Source organism: Clostridium pasteurianum BC1 (genome assembly GCF_000389635.1).
In the GTDB taxonomy this organism is placed as follows: domain Bacteria; phylum Bacillota; class Clostridia; order Clostridiales; family Clostridiaceae; genus Clostridium_I; species Clostridium_I pasteurianum_A.
In genome coordinates, this window is sequence record NC_021182.1 from 2,993,532 (window position 1) to 3,011,150 (window position 17,619).

Consider the following 17,619-nt stretch of genomic DNA (forward strand, 5'->3'; position numbering starts at 1 on the left):
TAAATAAATAATCCTTTCATACCTAATCTATTTTATGATACCTTGTATCATCTGCTGTCACCGAGAATTCTTTCTATTAATTTTATACTATAAGGTCTTTATTGTAAATAGAGTGAATAGTTCACTCCTTCCCCTCTGGTAAGTCAAAGCCTGCACTTTTTAAATCAAACTGTAATGCTGTGCTTGGAACTTTACCAACTATAATAGTTTCAGCTAATGGTACCTGACTTTTTACCTCTAATTTGCTTACACTCATTGGAAAAATCACTCTTACATTTGTTTTTACATTTATGTATATACTATGTTTAGTTTGATTTATACCTTCACTTTGAAATTTTGATGAATATTCAGTATCAATACTTCCCAATTGCTGAGCCTTTACAGTGACTTCAGGACCCATATTGGATATAATATTATTCCTAAAAATATATCCTACAGGAATTTTTATATTTATACTTCCAGATTCCTTTAATTCTTCCTGAGCTCTTATAGCTACTTCACATGCAATCTGATTCATCTTTAAAGTATCAGCTCTAAGCATTATAATATTACCCTCCGAATCTTTATCAACTTTTATAACTTCGTCATAGTTAAATTTATCACTATATTCTTTTAGTATTGTTTTATTTAGTATGTCCACCGTTCTTATTTTTATTTCTTCATCTGCAATATTTGAAATAGCTGGACTTATTACTCTATTAAGTTCGTATAAAAACACATTGAATAAAATTAATATGCTTAATAATATGACAAGTATCTTTATTTTTGTTTTAGTATGAATTTTTAATCACCTACCTGAATAAACTTAATATCTTCTATATAAATATGTATGAAATTTGAGTGGAATAATTACAGTATTTGGTATATAATTAATAAAACTCTAAACTTCATTTATTAATAAATTATTAAATAAAATTAAAACAATTATAAACTAAAGATAGAGTGATTTTAATAATGTACAATATTATGCTATAATGTTAGAGCATTAGCTATAATTTAAGGAGGATACTTTATGGCACGTAATATACCTAGTAGTAACAATACTACTGCTAAAAATAAGAAGAATACAAAAGTAAAAAAGAAAAAAAATCCAGTTATAAAGGCATTTAAAATATTTTTTATAACTTTACTATGTGCAATTATTATAGGTTCTGTAGCAGGTTTAGGTATTGTTTTAGCTATGATAAAAACAGCCCCGACCTTAGATGTAAATGGAACCATACTAAATCTAGATCAGCCATCTGTACTGTATGATGATAAAACTCAAGTTATGGATACAGTTGTAACTGCACAAAAAAGAACTGTAGTTAACTTAGATTCCATACCACCAAATTTATCCCATGCATTTATAAGTATAGAGGATGAAAGATTCTATACGCATAATGGAATTGATATAAAGAGAATTATTGGTGCTATGTTTATTAACGTAAAAAATAAAATTTTAAGAGAAAATGGAGGGATTCAAGGAGCCTCTACTATAACTCAAGAGCTTATAAAGCAGAGAATGTTTTTAACAGACTCTCTGGAAAACAGAATATCCTGGAAAAGAAAAATTCAAGAGGCTTATCTTGCTACTGAGCTTGAGAAAGTTCTAACTAAAGATCAAATATTACAAGCCTATATGAATACCATTTATCTTGGTGGTCAGGCAAATGGAGTTCAGGCGGCTGCAGACCAATATTTTAGCAAAGATGTAAAAGATTTAAATCTTATTCAGTGTGCTTTTATAGCCGGTCTTCCACAAAGTCCTTCTGCTTATTATCCATTTTCCACCTATGCACAAAAAAATCCATCAGTTTATATAAACAGAACAAAGACAGTGCTGCAGAGAATGCATGTCAATAATTACATAAGCGATAGTGATTACTCCCAAGCTCTTAGTGATTTAGACAATGGTAAATTAGGATTTGATCCAGGTAAAACCAACAGCAGATATACCTATCAATGGTTTTCATCTTCTGTTGTAGATCAAGTTAGATCAGACTTAAAAGCTCAATATAATTATACTGATGAGCAAATTAACAATTTGCTAAGTGATGGCGGTTTAAAGATATATACCACTATGGATAGAAATCTTGAAGATTCTGCTCAAAAAATTATTGATAGCGACTCATCTTACGGTGGTATGGGATCTATTAAAAATTCAAAGGGTGTACTGGAACCACAGGCAGCAGCCACTATAGTAGATTATCGTACTGGTGAAGTTAAGGCTCTAATAGGCGGAAGAGGTACACAGCCTATGGGTTCCTTTAATAGAGCTTACGGTTCAAGTTTTAAAAATGCTGAAGCTGTGGGTTCAAGTATTAAACCTTTAACTGTATACGCTCCTGCTATAGAAAACAAAATTATAACTTCCGGAACAATCGTAGATGATAATCTTCTTCCAGCAAGTATAGCCAATAAATACAGAGGAAGCGATGGCGGTCCTTATCAGCCTAGTAATGACGACTTTCAATATCATGGTCCTACTACCATACAGGATGCCATTACACGCTCAGTTAATGTAGTTGCCGTAAAGGTAGAAGATAAGCTTGGGGTAACTACCGGTGCTGCCTATGCACAGAAGTTTGGTTTAACTTTAAGCCCTGCAGATACGACCTCTACTTCTATAGCAGCTATGGCTCTAGGTCAATTAACCACTGGTAATACACCTACTACCATGGCTGCTGCCTATGGTACCTTTGGTAATAGCGGATTATATATACCTCCTAGATTGTATACAAAGGTAGTGGATAAAAATGGAAATAATATATTGGAAAGTTCTGCTTCACCTAGGAAGGTAATCTCACCACAAACTGCTTACATTATGTATAATTTATTAAAGGGTCCAGTAAGCCCTAATGGAACAGGTCCTTCTGCAAATTTTGGAAATATGCCTGTAGCAGGTAAAACTGGTACTAGTAGTGATAAGAAAAATCTATGGTTCTGTGGTCTTACTCCCTATTACTCTGGTGCAGTGTGGATAGGAAATGATTTACAGACTCCAATGGGTAATGACTATTATAGCAATACTTCTGCAAAGGTATGGGGATTAATTATGCAGGAAGCTAACAAAAGTCTTCCAGTAACAGACTTGCAAATGCCATCAGGTATAACAACTATAAATAATCAGTTATTTATAGATGGTACAGAACCTACTGATACTTTAAATAATAATACACAAACCCCAAACAACGATGTTAATACTCCAGTACCAAATAATCAAAATACAACTACAAATGCCACAGGAAATACTAATACAACAAATGCAACTGGAAATACTAATGCAACAAATGCAACCGGAAATACTAATACAACAAATAGAAATACTAACGCAACAAATACAACCGGAAATACTAATGCAACAAATAGAAATACTAATGCAACAAATACCACTGGAAATACTAATACAACTGGGAACACTGTCAGTACTCAGCAAGGTACTCAACAAGGTACAACAACATCTAATAATAAATAGCAATCAACTTAATACAACAAACAATGGCAATATAAGTGATTCTAAAAATGTAAATAAATAAAATAAAGTGTAGACTTGGAATAAATTTTTAAGTCTACACTTTATTATATTCTTCTATTATTTTCTCCATAGCTCTTGTAACTATTGGTGCTCCAATTTCAATACTATCTAAATCATCCATTTTACCTGGATCTCCTATTCCCACAGCAAATAGTTTAGAGTAATTATTTATAGAGTTAACTGTATCCCCTCTTAAGATTTTATTATTTAGTCTGTTTCCATATTTATCTACAGCGCAATTTGCTAAATCACCAAATTTATCGATAGATAAGTTTACTTCCGCTCCTCTTCCACCTGATGTATTAGAGGCTACAGCAATTATACCCATTACTTCGACTTCATTACTTTTAATAATGTATTCCATGGCTTTTTCCCCTTTTCCCTTGCCTGTATTACCTCTATCATCTACCATTACAACCACCGGATCATGCTTTGCTGTCTTTATAAGTCGTATAATATCGCTGCCACTAAGACTTGTGGGATTACCTGCGGACATTGATATACATCTTCCATGAATATTTTTAGCAGCTGTTTCCACCGCTTTTCTTGCTATTCTATCACCATCTGTAACTATAATTACCTTTCTTTTCAAATCTTTCATTTTTTTGTTTTAGGGTTAAATATGAGAGCCATTATATATCCAAACACTATTGATGCTGCAACCCCACCAGCAGAGCCCCTTATACCTCCAATAAAAGCTCCTATAAGCCCTTGTGAATCTACTTCTTTCATAGTTGCTTTAGCTAAAACGTATCCAAATCCTGGCAGCGGAACCCTTGCACCCTCTCCTCCTATATCTACAAGTACATCATAAATATTCAAAGCTCCAAGAATTACACCTACAGTTACAAAACTTACAAGTATTTTTGCAGGGGTAAAGGAAGTTTTGTCCATGAGTATCTGACCAATGACACATATTATACCTCCAATAATAAAAGCCCATATATAATCCATTAATATCACACTCCAAATTCTATTGATACAGCATGAGCTATTCCTGGAATAGTTTCACCCTGCAAGCTAGATGTGGTACTCATAAGTGCACCTGTAGACAATATCAATACTCTTTTTAGTTTTCCATTTAACATGTTTTTATATATATATCCACAATCCACCACGGCAGAGCAGCCGCAACCACTTCCTCCAGCATTTGTAGCTTGGTCACCACCATAAATTTTATCGCCGCAGTCCATATATATAGAATTTATATCATACCCATAAACTTTAAGTAATTTTTCAGTTATAGTTTTACCATACTTTCCAAGGTCGCCAGTGGCAATTAAATCATAATCCTTTGGAGTTGTCCCTGTATCCTGAAAATGTTGTTTAATAGTATCTATGGCTGCTGGAGCCATAGCTGCTCCCATATTATTAGCATCAGTAATGCCATAGTCCTTAACTTTACCTGTAGTTATATATTTTACATAGGGAAAATTTCCTTCTTTGCTTATTAGCATTGCACCAGCTCCAGTAACAGTCCAATGGGCAGTTGGGTGCCTTTGACTTCCATACTCCAGTGGAAATCTAAATTGTCTTTCAGCAGATGAAAAATGTGAAGATGTAGCTGCTACTACATTATTAGCATAACCTCCATCCATAAAAATAGATGCTATACTTAAAGATTCTGTCATAGTAGAACATGCTCCATATAAGCCTATAAAAGGTATATTCAGATCTCTTGCAGCGAAATTTGAAGAACTGATTTGATTTAATAGATCCCCCGCAAACAAATAGTTTATATCCTGTTCTGTAAGATTAGCTTTCTTTATACATTCAGTAATAGCACTATATAGAATGCTGCTTTCTGCCTTTTCATAGCTATTCTTACCATTTAAATCATCCTTTAGTATGAAATCAAAATAGTCCTTTAAAGGCCCTTCTCCTTCCTTTGGTCCCACTATAGAATATGTAGCAATTATTCTAGGCTTACTTTCAATTTTTATTGTTTGCTTTCCCATTCTCTTTCCCAAATTCATCACCTGCTTATAAAATAATATACTATACCAACTATCACCGAGGAAGTTATTCCATATACCAAAACCGGACCAGCTATTGCAAACATTTTCGCTCCTACTCCAAGTACATATCCTTCTCTTTTAAATTCAATGGCTGGAGAAACTATAGAATTTGCAAATCCCGTAATTGGAACCACTGTTCCTGCACCAGCAAAACTTGCTATTTTATCATAAATTCCAATACCTGTTAATAGCGCACCTATAAATATCATGATAATAGTTACCCATATGAGAGTATCATCTACTGGTATGCCCATACTAACAAGTAAATTATAAAAAAATTCACCTACATCACAGATAAAACCTCCCACTAAAAAGGCACAAATACAGTTTTTATATATTTTAGATTTTGGAGAATTCTCTTTTGTCACCCTATGAAATTTTTCTTTTACTTTATCTTCTTGACTCGCCATATATTTTACTCCTTCCCTTCAAGGCACATTGAAATAAATAATATTAAGTATGCTAGTCTATTTTCAATCTTAATGCGTCAACAGAACCTTCAGATAGTCAACTATCCTGCTCACCAGTTTTCTTGTATTGTTCAAAATATTCGCATCATCTTTGACTTACTATTTATTTTCATATTCCTCTAACTCTGTCTAAAAATATTATCTGCATTTAACATATTTTTAAACATACAAATATAGTTTGTATAAATTTTTAAATCAAAAAAGATAGTGTGATTATTTTCACACTATCCACTAAGTTTTTCCTTCATTACTTTTAATACTTTTTTTTCTATTCTTGATACCTGGACCTGACTTATTCCAAGCATTTTTGCAACCTGTACCTGGGTTTTATCTTTAAAGTATCTAAGCATTATGACCTGCCTTGATTTTTTATCTAAAATATTTAAAGCATCCTTTAGCGCTATCCTATCCAATACTTTAGCATCTTCCCCAGAATTTTCGCTAATTTTATCTATAAGCATAACTGGAGAACCATCATCTTGGTGAATTACATCATAAAGATATTGCAGATTATTTGCAGATTCTGTGGCAAATAATATTTCTTCTACATTCATCCCTGAAAAACTTGAAAGCTCTTCAATAGTAGGATCTCTATTTAATTTTTTAGTAAGAATTTCCTTGTCATAATGAATTTTTCTTGCAGCATTTTTTATGCTTCTACTTACTTTAATTATACCATCATCTCTTAAAAAACGTTTAATCTCTCCCATTATCATAGGCACTGCGTAGGTAGAAAATTTAACATTAAATTTTGAATCAAAATTATTCACTGCCTTTACAAGTCCTAAACATCCTATTTGAAAAATATCATCATATTCGTAACCTCTATTTAAAAACTTTTTACTTATAGCTGACACCAATGGCAGATTATTTTCTATAAGCCTATTTAATGCACTTTTATCACCTTGTTGAGCATCAGCAATAAGTTTTACATTTTCATTATAATCATAACCTTCTCTTTTCATTACATCTCTCACCATATTCCATAAGCTAAAACTCGCTTTTCCCCTCCTCTCGTTATAAAAACTTAAATTTTTCTAATCTATATCAACAGATTCAAATTTTTTCTTCATACGTATTTTAGTTCCAGAATCATTAGATTCTATTTCTACACTATCCATAAAAGTTTCCATTACGGTAAATCCCATACCTGACCTCTCAAGGTCTGGCCTTGAAGTATAAAGTGGTTCTCTAGCTTGTTCTATATTTTCAATACCACAGCCATGATCAATAATAATTACAGTAATTTCATTTTTATTCAATTCAGCTCTAATTTCAACTACTCCCGACTTATTGTCCTTATATCCATGTATTATTGCATTTGTAACAGCCTCTGAAACAGCTGTTTTAACATCTGTAATTTCTTCGATTGTAGGATCCAGCTGTGATGCAAAAGCTGCCACTGCTACTCTTGCAAAGCTCTCATTTTGAGATTTACTCAAAAATTCTACCTTCATCATATTATCGTACATTAAAATCCCCCCGCATAAAATAATTACATTTTATATTTATTTACTATCTATGTTAGAATACTTTAAGTTCTAGATTACTTCAATGGCTTCTTGTACACTTTTATATAACTTTATTATTTTAAACATCCCAGAAAGCTCAAATACCCTTTTTACAGATTCTTGCACATTTGCTATGCATATTTCTCCCTTTTTCATAGAAAGCTTTTTATATCGCCCTATAACCACACCAATACCAGAGCTGTCCATAAAGTTTACATTTGAAAAATCTAATATAACTTTATTGGATCCATTTCTCGCAATTCTATCATCGATTTTATTTCTCACTTCTTCTGCACTATGATGATCAAGTTCCCCTGTTAATTTAACGATTAACTTATCTTCATTCTTGTAAAACTCAATATACATCAAATCTTCCCCCCATTATTGTAATTTATTTTGTAAACACAAGGCATATAAAGTAATTCTATACTTTTCTTTATTTTCCTTCTTTTCCCATAAAATATTTTACATATTAAATTTTTACCAATAATATTTTTTTTATACACCATTGTATAAATAATATTAAAATAGTTATTGGAAATACTAATTAATATGGTTATTTATTAGTAATATAAGGGGATTGCGAACTAAAATCAGAAAAAATTACACCCCTGGGGCGTAAATATTGCCATTCATTAGTTCGTCTTTTCTCACTAGCCACTATTAAACTATAGATAAACAACTTGATATATAAATTTATGTTTTAATATATAAAATTAAAAAGCCTTGTAGCTTAAAACAATGTTTAATTATGAAATTGGATATCTATATTTATAATTGAATATTGCTGAATTTTAAACTTATTGTTATAATATTAGTGCTATTTTAAAATGCAAGCCGAACAACTAGCGAGTATAATAAATGAAAATATGAAGGGTAGGTGAGTATCCTGATTTAGCAAAAATATTGACAGATAAAAATTGTTTAGTATTTTGAAAATCAGGTGTTTTACATATGGAAATGTGGATAAAAGAAGCTCAAATTGAAGACGCTGCAATGACTTATAAAGTTAAAGAAACTTTAGTGACAAAAAAAACTAAATATCAAGATTTAGCAATATTAGATACTTATTTCTTTGGAAGAATGCTGGTATTGGATGGAATAATACAAACTACTATTAAGGACGAATTTGTATATCACGAAATGATAGCCCATATTCCTCTTTTTACACATCCGAATCCAAAAAAAGTATTAGTAGTAGGCGGAGGAGATGGAGGAGTTATAAGAGAAGTTTTAAAACATCCTTCTGTAGAAAAAGCGGTTTTATGTGAAATTGACGGTGATGTAGTTGAAGAATGTAAAAAATATTTACCTGAAATAAGCTGTGCATTAGAAAATCCTAAATGTGAAGTTTTCATAGGTGATGGAATAAAATATGTCAATGAACACAAAAATGAATTTGATGTAATAATAGTTGATTCAACAGATCCTTTTGGTGCTGCTGAAGGTCTTTTTGGTGGCAGTTTTTACGAAAAAATTAAAGAATGCCTTACAGAGGATGGCATATTTATAGCTCAAACAGAGACACCTTTTTATTTGCCTGAAGTTGTAAAAAAGGTGTTTAATGATTCAAAAGCTATTTTCAAGATTACAAAATTGTTTATGGCTGCCATACCAACTTATCCAGGAGGATATTGGAGTTTTACCATAGGTTCTAAAAAATATGATCCTGAAAATGTAGATCTTAGCATCTATGAAGATTTAGATACTAAATATTATACTAAAAAAATTCATAAAGCAGCTTTCGTGCTTCCAAAATATGTAGAGGACTTAATAAAGTAATACTTAGGCATATGAAAATAAATAGTAGCCAAAGATACTAGTAGTTATTTATTTGAATGTGCCATAAATATCCTGTTGTTTTTAATATGAACTACACAACTAGGTAATGAACTCAATATTTTCAATTGAGTATTTATTTTGTAATATAAAAAAACAGATTTTCATGTTCTATAAAATCTGTTTTTTTATTATATTAATTTCTTCCTCTGTAAGCTGAAACACATCATATAAATAATTATCATCCAAATTATTTGTCATAGTTGGAATACAAAGCTTCATAAGATTATTAGGATAGTATTCATACAGATTTTCTCCCAACTTTTTACCAAAGGTTTTAAAATAGAATTCATATATTTTGCTATTGAGGACAAATAAAAGATATTCATAGGTAAAGGGCATATTTTCCTTAAGTTTAAGAGCATATACATCTGCACTAAAGAAACTCCCTCTATCTAATGCGAATCTATTATTTTCAGATTTATATGGGAATATAATTTTTTCCCCATTAAAAATATCTTTATTTCTTCCCCATTGCAAATGATACCATTTTCTAATACCATTTTTACATTCTCTCCTGTTCAAAAGTTTATCTTTATAAGTTTCTATGTGCTTTACGGCATTGGGATAGTTTTCTTCTTTGTCAATGTTATCTGCATATATTATGTATTTACAGGTACTATCTATACTGCCCTTTTTTATAAAGCTGCTTTTTATCCATGGTTCTAATATATTTCTTTCTATACCTTCAGTTTCTATAATCTCTTCATCCACTACAAAGGCTTTATCACAACCTGTAATTATGCCTTGATAACTGTTACATATATTAGCCAGATTAGTAAAACTGTTTTTTTCTATTTTATTTATAATATTTCTTTCTGTTTCATCCCGTAATATCCACCCTTTATTATTAAGAATATTTTTTTTAATATAAAATTTTTTATAATATTCACCTTCATTTAAAAAGAGAGAATTATAAAATAATGTCTTATTCTCTTTTATATTACCAGCAGGCTTTATAATTTCTATATCTTTTTTTATGTTTTGAGAATTCACTAAAAAAATTATAACAGGATCTATTCCCACTTGTTTAAAGGGCCTTATACCATAAAAATCCACTATTTTCTCTATAGAGCATAGCTCTTTAAAAATCTTTCTAAGTTCTTCCCCACTTGGAGATTCTAAAAAATATCTAGAGGTTATAAAAGATATCTTCCCAGATTTTTTTAAATTTAAAATGGCTTTTTGAAAAAAACAATAGGAAATATCGCCTTTATCCTTATATATTTCAGAATATAATTTTTTTAATTTTAAACTATATTCTCTATCTACAGCTTTTTGACCAACATAAGGTGGATTACTTATAATTACATTAAACTTGTTTTTTATATCCTCTGTTAAAAAATCTCTTTCCACAAAATTATCATTATATAGACAATTGCTTTCACTAAATAAATCTATTGATAATATTTTTAATGCATTTTTATCTATATCAAATCCAAATAAATTATTTTTTATTATGTGAATACTTATACTTTCTTCCTTTAATTTAATATTATTATTTTTGTTTATGATATCTAAATTTTCCCTATATAATTTAAATAAATATTTATAGCAGGAAATTAAAATATTCCCACAGCCACAGGCTGGATCCAATATTTTTATAAAGGGATTTTTTATTATATCCTCAACCTTTATAGTATTTAAAATCATATAATTTCCTATTTCTAAAGGTGTATATACAACTCCTTTTTCTTTATTTTTTCTCATAAATTCATAGTAAACCGCTGAAAAATACTGATTTTCCTCTATATTCATTTTTCGCTTATAATTTTTAATTGAAATAATTTTATAAACATTATCTATGGGCTGTAAAATTGTATTATATAATTCATCAATTTCATTTAAAAAAATGTCCAATATTTCAAATAACTCCATTGTATATTTCTCTCCAGTATGTACAAAATATTATCGACTAAAAGTAATTAATTTCTACAATATTAAATTATAGCATAGAGCAAGGAGATAGAAAATATGAAAAAACTATTTATTATTTTAAGCCTTGTAATCACTCTAACTACAACTCTTTGTAATAATGCAGCAGCTGCTATTTTATTTAAAAATGACAGTATAAATAAAACTTATTTAAATACAAAGACTGGGGATAATTCAAGTACTAAGGAAAACAGCTGGTATATTGTACCTGCATCTGATGAAAAAATTCCAAGAGTTGACATAGATGTGGAGTGGCTAAAAAAATACAACGGCTATTATGTAGGTGATACTAATAATAAATATATCTATTTAACCTTTGATGAAGGATATGAAAATGGTTATACTGGAAGAATTTTAGATATATTAAAGTCCAATAATGTAAAGGCTGCATTTTTTGTAACAGTACCCTATATAAAATCAAATAAGGAATTAGTTAAACGTATGGCAGATGAAGGCAATTTAGTATGTAATCATTCTAATACGCACCCATCCATGGCCACTATTACAAATGAAGAAAAATTTAAATGGCAACTTACTTCTACTGAAGAAGCCTATAAGGAAGCTACTGGTCATGATATGAGTAAATTTTTCAGACCTCCCATGGGTAGGTATAGTGAACTTTCACTAAATTATACTAATAAACTTGGCTACAAAACAATTTTTTGGAGTCTTGCCTATAAAGATTGGCTTAAAGATAATCAGCCTAATCCTGAACAGGCCAAGAAGCTTATTTTAAAGAGAACTCATCCCGGTGGTATATATTTACTTCATGCAGTTTCAAAAACTAATACAGATATTCTGGATTCACTTATAAAAGAATGGAAGAGCAGAGGCTATGAATTTAAAACTTTAAATGATCTACAATAAGTTTTATACTATAATTTAAAAATTAGGATAAAATCAAATTTTTATCCTAATTTTTAAATTTTTATTAATAAATTAATTATGATTTCATATTGTAAGCATTTTACTAATGTTATTATTTTTGTAAAAATTATGATTTTAAAAGAATTTCTTGATTATTTAAAAAATTAAATTTACATGACTAACATTTTATCTACTACATATAATATTGCCATTTTATTGTTTTTGCTTTGTTCTAACAATTTTTGTGATTCTTCCTGTAGTTTAACTTTTATAGTTTCATCCTTTATGCCAGATAAATTTATACCTATATTTAATATAGCTATCTCCACCACTGAATGAGCAAGTATAGCAGCACAACCTGCATCAGATACAGCAAATTTATTTCCATATTCACAGGCAACGGATATTACTTCATATATTTTGTTTGCCTTTTCAATTAATTCCATAGGAACCCTGGCTGCTGCTTCATATCCCTTTGCTATTGCCTTACTTCTCAGCTGTCTTGAACTCTCTGTATCTTTAGGCATCTTAAAAGCATTAATTATCTCCAAAAAAGCTTCTCCATCTTTATCTATGTAAGTAATAAATTCTTCTTTTGCTCTTTCGGCTTCCTTTAAGCTCTTCCCCAATAATTCTTTAACGGAGTCATCATAACCTTCATAGACCTTCTTACCTATAGTAAGATTGAATACCATAGAAGTAAGTGAAGCTGCTAATGCAGCCGTTAAAGCTGCTGCTCCCCCACCGCCAGGAGCTGGTGAACTACTGGAAAGTACCTTTGAGAATTCTCCTATTGTCATATTTTCATACATTTTAAGCACCACCTTCATAAATAAATTGTAAGATTCTCATCACACGAGTAATATTTTATCACATATATTAAAAATTTTGTAGATAAAATTTTTTCATGAACTTCATATGATGAACTAAATATTAATTGTAATTATAAAATGACATCATATTTAATCAATACTTGGTATATATCAATGTTCAAGACCCAGATCCATGGCCAGTGACCACTACCTTCTTCTCAATTTTAAATATAAAAAAGAAACTATCTCTAATGTATATTGATACATTTTAAGATAGTTTCTTTCATATTCCTACTAATGTGTAACATACTTTCATAACACTTTTCAAATTTAAACCTAGCTAGCACTTATTTATTTAGACAAAAAATTTTTATCTAAGTAAGGTTTGCTCATGCTTTCTACTGAATGGGGTATTCCATGTATTCAAAAATACATGTTCATTTACATCCTTTATAGGATTATGAGATTTTTCTTCCTGTATCTCACCGATAGGTGTCAAAGCCACTACCTTAAAATTGTCTGGTATATTCAATATATCTTTTATGGATTTCTCTTCAAAAGAAGCTATCCAACAAGCTCCATATCCTTCATTTGAAGCTGCTAATATAAAATGTTCCATAGCAATGGCACTATCAACCAAATATAGAGGTTTCTCATCTATATTACCTGAATCCTCTGGTTCACCGATAATTAAGGCGACCACTGGTGCATCCTTTATAGCTTCTTTAGCTTCATCTGAGCTATTATTTACTGCAGAAGCTATTATATTTTTCTTATAATCATCATCTACAATAATAAATTTATAAGAAGTTTTATTTTTCCATGAAGGTGCCATCATAGCTGCATTAATCATTCTGCCAAGCTTGTCATCTTTAATTTCCGTAGATTTAAACTTTTTTATACTTTTTCTAGTATTTATTACATCATAAAAATCCATTTAACTACACTCCTCGCATGTTAATATTCTCTAACTTATTATGCGTAGTTAAATAGACATTATTCAGATTAATTATCTTATTAATCTTTAATTCGGAATATCTCACTATTACAAATTGAAGTATTATCAAGTATACTATTTTACAAATGACTTTACTATTTCCATATCAATATTTTTTGCATCAGCCTTAAATCCACTAATAATATTCTTAATCAAAGTAAGGGATTCTTTTCTAATTATTATTCTCCCTACAGCTTCTATGAAAATATATACTGAAAATATAATTTTCTCAAAAAAATTTGCATTTCTTTTTATAAAGATAACTCTATTCCTGTTTAAAAAATAATAACTTAATCCGCTATATTTTGAAATTGTAGAGGAGCCTTTATGATAAATTCTACTCTCATATATGCAAAGCAATCTATAACCATTTTTACCTGCTTTATAACAAAATTCTGTTTCTTCAAAAAATAAAAAATAATTTTCTGGTATTAAACCTATCTTTTCAAATACTTCTCTCCTACAGACAAAACAAGCTCCTCCAAGATAGTCTACTAAAATATCTCTCTTGGGAATATCATTATATTTATAGCCCTTATATTTACCTTGAGTAAGTCCACTATAGAGATTTATATTAGCTCCCATAGCTTGTATAATATTTTTATCCTGATAATTACATATACAAGGTCCAGCTATTCCTATATCCTTTCTATCCACCATCACTTTAATTATTTTAGTTAAAAAATCACTTTTCACTACCACATCATTATTTAGTATACATATGTATTCAGCATCTCTTTCTAGTGCATATTTTATACCTATATTGTTGCCATTTGCATATCCAAGATTTTCATTGCACTTTATAATATTGTAGGAATCAAATTCCTCTTTTAGTTTTTCATAAGAATTGTCTTTAGAAGCATTATCTACAACTACTATTTCGTAATTATCATAATTTATCTGCTTCAAACTCTGTAAACATTCCTTGGTATCCTGAAAGGAATTAAAATTTAATATTATTATAAAAACTTTTGGATTTACCATCATATTAATTATTTCCTCTTATACTATTTATTTTATAGTGTAATTTTTCGACTATATTATCCCAATTGTAATTTTCTTTGCAATTTTCCTGTACACTTTGTGAGAAACTGCTGAGTTTATTACTGCTTATTAATTTTTCCAAAGCATTAGCTATAGCTCTAACATCTCCAACCTCTACTACAGCTCCATTGTCACCATTCACAATTTCTTCAGCTATGCCAACTCTAGTAGAAACAATAACATCTCCACAGGCTATAGCTTCTATTAAAGCAATGCCAACACTCTCATATTGAGATGTTAGACAAAATATTTTTGCCCTTTTATATTCTTCAAATAATCTTTTTCTATGAAAAATAGCACCTTTAAATATTACATTGTCCTTCATATCTTCATGTTTTTGAAAAAAATTATTTATAGTATTTTCAAAGGACTCCTCAATAGGTCCCACAAAAACCAGCTTCCAATCTTTTCTTAAATTTTTATCTATTAAGGCAAAGGCTTCCATAAGTAAGTCCGTAGCTTTTTCGCTACTTCCTATTCTTCCTACATTCAAAATAATATTTTCTTTATCATTAAAACTTATATTTTCTTTAAAATATTCACTTTTAAAATCTATACCATTTGGTATATTCATTAATTTATCATCATGTTTTCCCAGTAAAAGCTTTAATTTATGAAATATGTTTTTTTGTTCAACTCCTATAATGTCTACTCTATTTAAAAAGAAATTAAAAAATACTTTTTCAGCTGCTTTCATATTTTTTATTCTATCCAAAAGTAATTCTGTACAATCAAGCTTTAAAAAAACTATTCCCTTTCTATTAAAAAACTTGTACAAACATGCATAGATTACTGAGCTGAAAGTCATATGAAATATTTGCAGTACATCTATATTCTTAGAATTTTTCTTTAAATAGCAAAATATATTTATAAGATTCTTATGTTTTCTTTCAATAAAATCCATTTTAAGACCCTTTACCTCTTCATTTAAATAATTATATTTATCATTATTATAGCTGACTACATAGGAATCATATCCATATATTCTATTAAGTTTATAGGCAATCATTCCCACATCCTTAATCAAATGAACATTTTCAGCTTTAGGATATAATACACAGTATTTCATAATACACCTCTCTTTCTAAGTAAAATATTTTTCATCTTATTGTTTGCTTTCGTGCTCCTAAAATAAGTTTTATTTCCTCTAAAGTTATGTATTTAGTAACAAGTATCAATATAATATAAATTAAAGCACTTAAAACTATATTTAAAACTGTACTTACATTAAAATACTTAAAAATAATTATGACAATGGCCATGGCAGCGCAGGGTAGAATAGCCTTAGCTATATTTTTATAATTTGAAACTACTATAACCTTTTTAGCATAATGTCTCATCATTATAATATTAATTACTTCTGAAATAACAGTTATTATGGCAGCTATGTTCATTCCATATTTAGGCGTAAATATTAAATTCAACACTAGGTTGACTAAGGCAGATAAAGTAACCGCTTTTAGATATTTTTTTTCCATATTGCAAGCATTTAAACCCCATCCATATATTTCTCTAAAGAAAAGTATAAAAGCATATACTAACAATATAATAAATGGTGCATAAGCAGCTTCAAAACTATTATCAAAAAGAAGTATTATTATTTCTTTTGAAAGAAGCACTCCGCCAACAACCATGGGCATAATAAAGGCAGTTATTATTCTTGAAGTATTGTCCATCAGCTTTTTCAGTGCTTCATTATTCTTACTATTGAAATAATTTATAATAAGTGGAAAAACGGGAGTAAAAATCATGGTCTCTATATTAATTAAAAACAGGATTATATAATACGCAGAGCCATAAATTCCCGCCTCTTCACTTCCTCTACTGAACATTATTATTATTCTGTCCACATTAGTATTTATCATGGCCAATATTCCAGAAATTAAAAAGGGAAGGCCGAAATTTATATAGGAAATAATTTTTTCCCTGTTTAAACTTACTCTTAAAGTAAATTTTTCTTTAAAAAAATATATGTATACTTGATATAGACTCCCTGCAAGTAATGCAATGAAGGTAAATAAAGGTATATAGTAAACCTGACTCTTTTCTTTTAAAAAAATATATATTAAGATAAAAGGAATTATATTTTTAATAATATTATACACTGCATTGTATTGCATTTTCTGTATACCATTAAACACCCAATCTATACTCATTGCAGTAGGCAAAAGAGTTAATCCATATATAACAAGTAAGGTTTTTATAAAATTTGCATTTGTCTTAAAAAATAAACACATAATAATTATAACTATAAAGCTAAAAATAAATAATGCAAATCTAAAAGCAAGAATATCTCCTACTACCTGCTTTATACTTTTATTCTCCTTGGCAATTTCTCTGGTACCATAGGTTTGTAGTCCAAAAAGTACTACCATTGTAAAATACAATATCATTGCCTGAACCGTATTAACAGTACCAAAATAGGAAGCTCCTATTTTTTTTGCATAATAGGAACCAGTAAAAAATACTATTACTTGAGATATTAAACTTGAAGAAATTGTTAACAAAAAATTTTTAGCTACTCTATTCATCTAATTACCTTCCCCATCTAGGCTTGACTAATCACAAATACATATATTTTAAAACTCGCACCTTTAAAGTACGAGTTT

At 29.5% G+C, this 17,619-nt stretch carries 17 protein-coding genes; 3 read left to right on the forward strand and 14 right to left on the reverse strand.

The genetic code is table 11. From position 1 onward, the window contains the following. Window positions 1–121: 121 nt before the first annotated feature. Window positions 122–781 carry a sporulation protein YunB gene (gene yunB / locus CLOPA_RS14165; RefSeq protein WP_015616131.1) on the reverse strand — a complete coding sequence of 220 codons (660 nt, stop codon included), beginning with the start codon at window positions 779–781 and terminating at the stop codon, window positions 122–124. A 243-nt stretch (window positions 782–1,024) separates the two neighbouring features. On the opposite strand from yunB, the gene CLOPA_RS14170 reads away from it, so the two are divergent. Then, window positions 1,025–3,457: a transglycosylase domain-containing protein gene (locus CLOPA_RS14170; protein ID WP_431602582.1), complete on the forward strand. Its 2,433-nt coding sequence runs from the start codon at window positions 1,025–1,027 to the stop codon at window positions 3,455–3,457. Window positions 3,458–3,551: 94 nt separating this feature from the next. Here the strand turns inward: CLOPA_RS14170 and CLOPA_RS14175 are convergent, their stop codons facing one another. The 7 genes from CLOPA_RS14175 to spoIIAA all read right to left on the reverse strand — a co-directional run bounded on the left by CLOPA_RS14175 (window position 3,552) and on the right by spoIIAA (window position 7,882). Beyond that, a complete protein-coding gene (locus tag CLOPA_RS14175) occupies window positions 3,552–4,118 on the reverse strand; it encodes a stage V sporulation protein AE (RefSeq protein ID WP_015616133.1) in 567 nt (188 codons plus the stop codon). After that, entirely contained in the window at window positions 4,115–4,471 is a 357-nt protein-coding gene (gene spoVAE / locus CLOPA_RS14180; RefSeq protein ID WP_015616134.1) for a stage V sporulation protein AE, read from the reverse strand. Before spoVAE ends, CLOPA_RS14175 begins: the two co-directional genes overlap by 4 nt. A 5-nt stretch (window positions 4,472–4,476) precedes the next feature. Further along, a complete protein-coding gene (gene spoVAD, locus CLOPA_RS14185) occupies window positions 4,477–5,487 on the reverse strand; it encodes a stage V sporulation protein AD (protein WP_015616135.1) in 1,011 nt (336 codons plus the stop codon). Between the two features lie 5 nt (window positions 5,488–5,492). Then, the gene (gene spoVAC / locus CLOPA_RS14190; RefSeq protein WP_015616136.1) at window positions 5,493–5,945 is read right to left on the reverse strand and encodes a stage V sporulation protein AC; all 453 of its coding nucleotides are present in this window, start codon (window positions 5,943–5,945) and stop codon (window positions 5,493–5,495) included. 284 nt (window positions 5,946–6,229) lie between these two features. Then, entirely contained in the window at window positions 6,230–6,985 is a 756-nt protein-coding gene (sigF, locus tag CLOPA_RS14195; RefSeq protein WP_041710902.1) for an RNA polymerase sporulation sigma factor SigF, read from the reverse strand. A 57-nt stretch (window positions 6,986–7,042) separates the two neighbouring features. Continuing rightward, window positions 7,043–7,477, reverse strand: a complete 435-nt coding sequence (gene spoIIAB, locus CLOPA_RS14200) for an anti-sigma F factor (protein ID WP_015616138.1) — start codon at window positions 7,475–7,477, stop codon at window positions 7,043–7,045. Window positions 7,478–7,546: 69 nt separating this feature from the next. Further along, window positions 7,547–7,882 carry an anti-sigma F factor antagonist gene (gene spoIIAA, locus CLOPA_RS14205; protein ID WP_015616139.1) on the reverse strand — a complete coding sequence of 112 codons (336 nt, stop codon included), beginning with the start codon at window positions 7,880–7,882 and terminating at the stop codon, window positions 7,547–7,549. A 588-nt stretch (window positions 7,883–8,470) separates the two neighbouring features. Between spoIIAA and speE the strand changes: the two genes are divergently transcribed. Beyond that, window positions 8,471–9,298: a polyamine aminopropyltransferase gene (gene speE, locus CLOPA_RS14210; RefSeq protein WP_015616140.1), complete on the forward strand. Its 828-nt coding sequence runs from the start codon at window positions 8,471–8,473 to the stop codon at window positions 9,296–9,298. Between the two features lie 168 nt (window positions 9,299–9,466). On the opposite strand, the gene CLOPA_RS14215 is transcribed toward speE, so the two are convergent. Next, entirely contained in the window at window positions 9,467–11,233 is a 1,767-nt protein-coding gene (locus CLOPA_RS14215) for an Eco57I restriction-modification methylase domain-containing protein (protein WP_015616141.1), read from the reverse strand. A 96-nt stretch (window positions 11,234–11,329) separates the two neighbouring features. On the opposite strand from CLOPA_RS14215, the gene pdaA reads away from it, so the two are divergent. After that, window positions 11,330–12,157 (forward strand): delta-lactam-biosynthetic de-N-acetylase, encoded by an 828-nt coding sequence (gene pdaA, locus CLOPA_RS14220; protein ID WP_015616142.1) that lies wholly within the window; start codon window positions 11,330–11,332, stop codon window positions 12,155–12,157. A 170-nt stretch (window positions 12,158–12,327) separates the two neighbouring features. On the opposite strand, the gene CLOPA_RS14225 is transcribed toward pdaA, so the two are convergent. The 5 genes from CLOPA_RS14225 to CLOPA_RS14245 all read right to left on the reverse strand — a co-directional run bounded on the left by CLOPA_RS14225 (window position 12,328) and on the right by CLOPA_RS14245 (window position 17,541). Next, entirely contained in the window at window positions 12,328–12,969 is a 642-nt protein-coding gene (locus CLOPA_RS14225; protein ID WP_015616143.1) for a cyclodeaminase/cyclohydrolase family protein, read from the reverse strand. Window positions 12,970–13,339: 370 nt separating this feature from the next. After that, on the reverse strand, window positions 13,340–13,906 hold the full coding sequence (locus tag CLOPA_RS14230) for a nitroreductase family protein (protein WP_015616144.1): 567 nt from the start codon (window positions 13,904–13,906) through the stop codon (window positions 13,340–13,342). Between the two features lie 135 nt (window positions 13,907–14,041). Beyond that, window positions 14,042–14,953, reverse strand: a complete 912-nt coding sequence (locus tag CLOPA_RS14235; RefSeq protein WP_015616145.1) for a glycosyltransferase family 2 protein — start codon at window positions 14,951–14,953, stop codon at window positions 14,042–14,044. 1 nt (window position 14,954) lies between these two features. After that, window positions 14,955–16,079 (reverse strand): glycosyltransferase family 4 protein, encoded by a 1,125-nt coding sequence (locus CLOPA_RS14240; RefSeq protein WP_015616146.1) that lies wholly within the window; start codon window positions 16,077–16,079, stop codon window positions 14,955–14,957. A gap of 31 nt (window positions 16,080–16,110) precedes the next feature. Next, window positions 16,111–17,541, reverse strand: coding sequence for a flippase (locus CLOPA_RS14245; protein ID WP_015616147.1), 1,431 nt, complete (start codon window positions 17,539–17,541; stop codon window positions 16,111–16,113). Window positions 17,542–17,619: the final 78 nt, after the last annotated feature.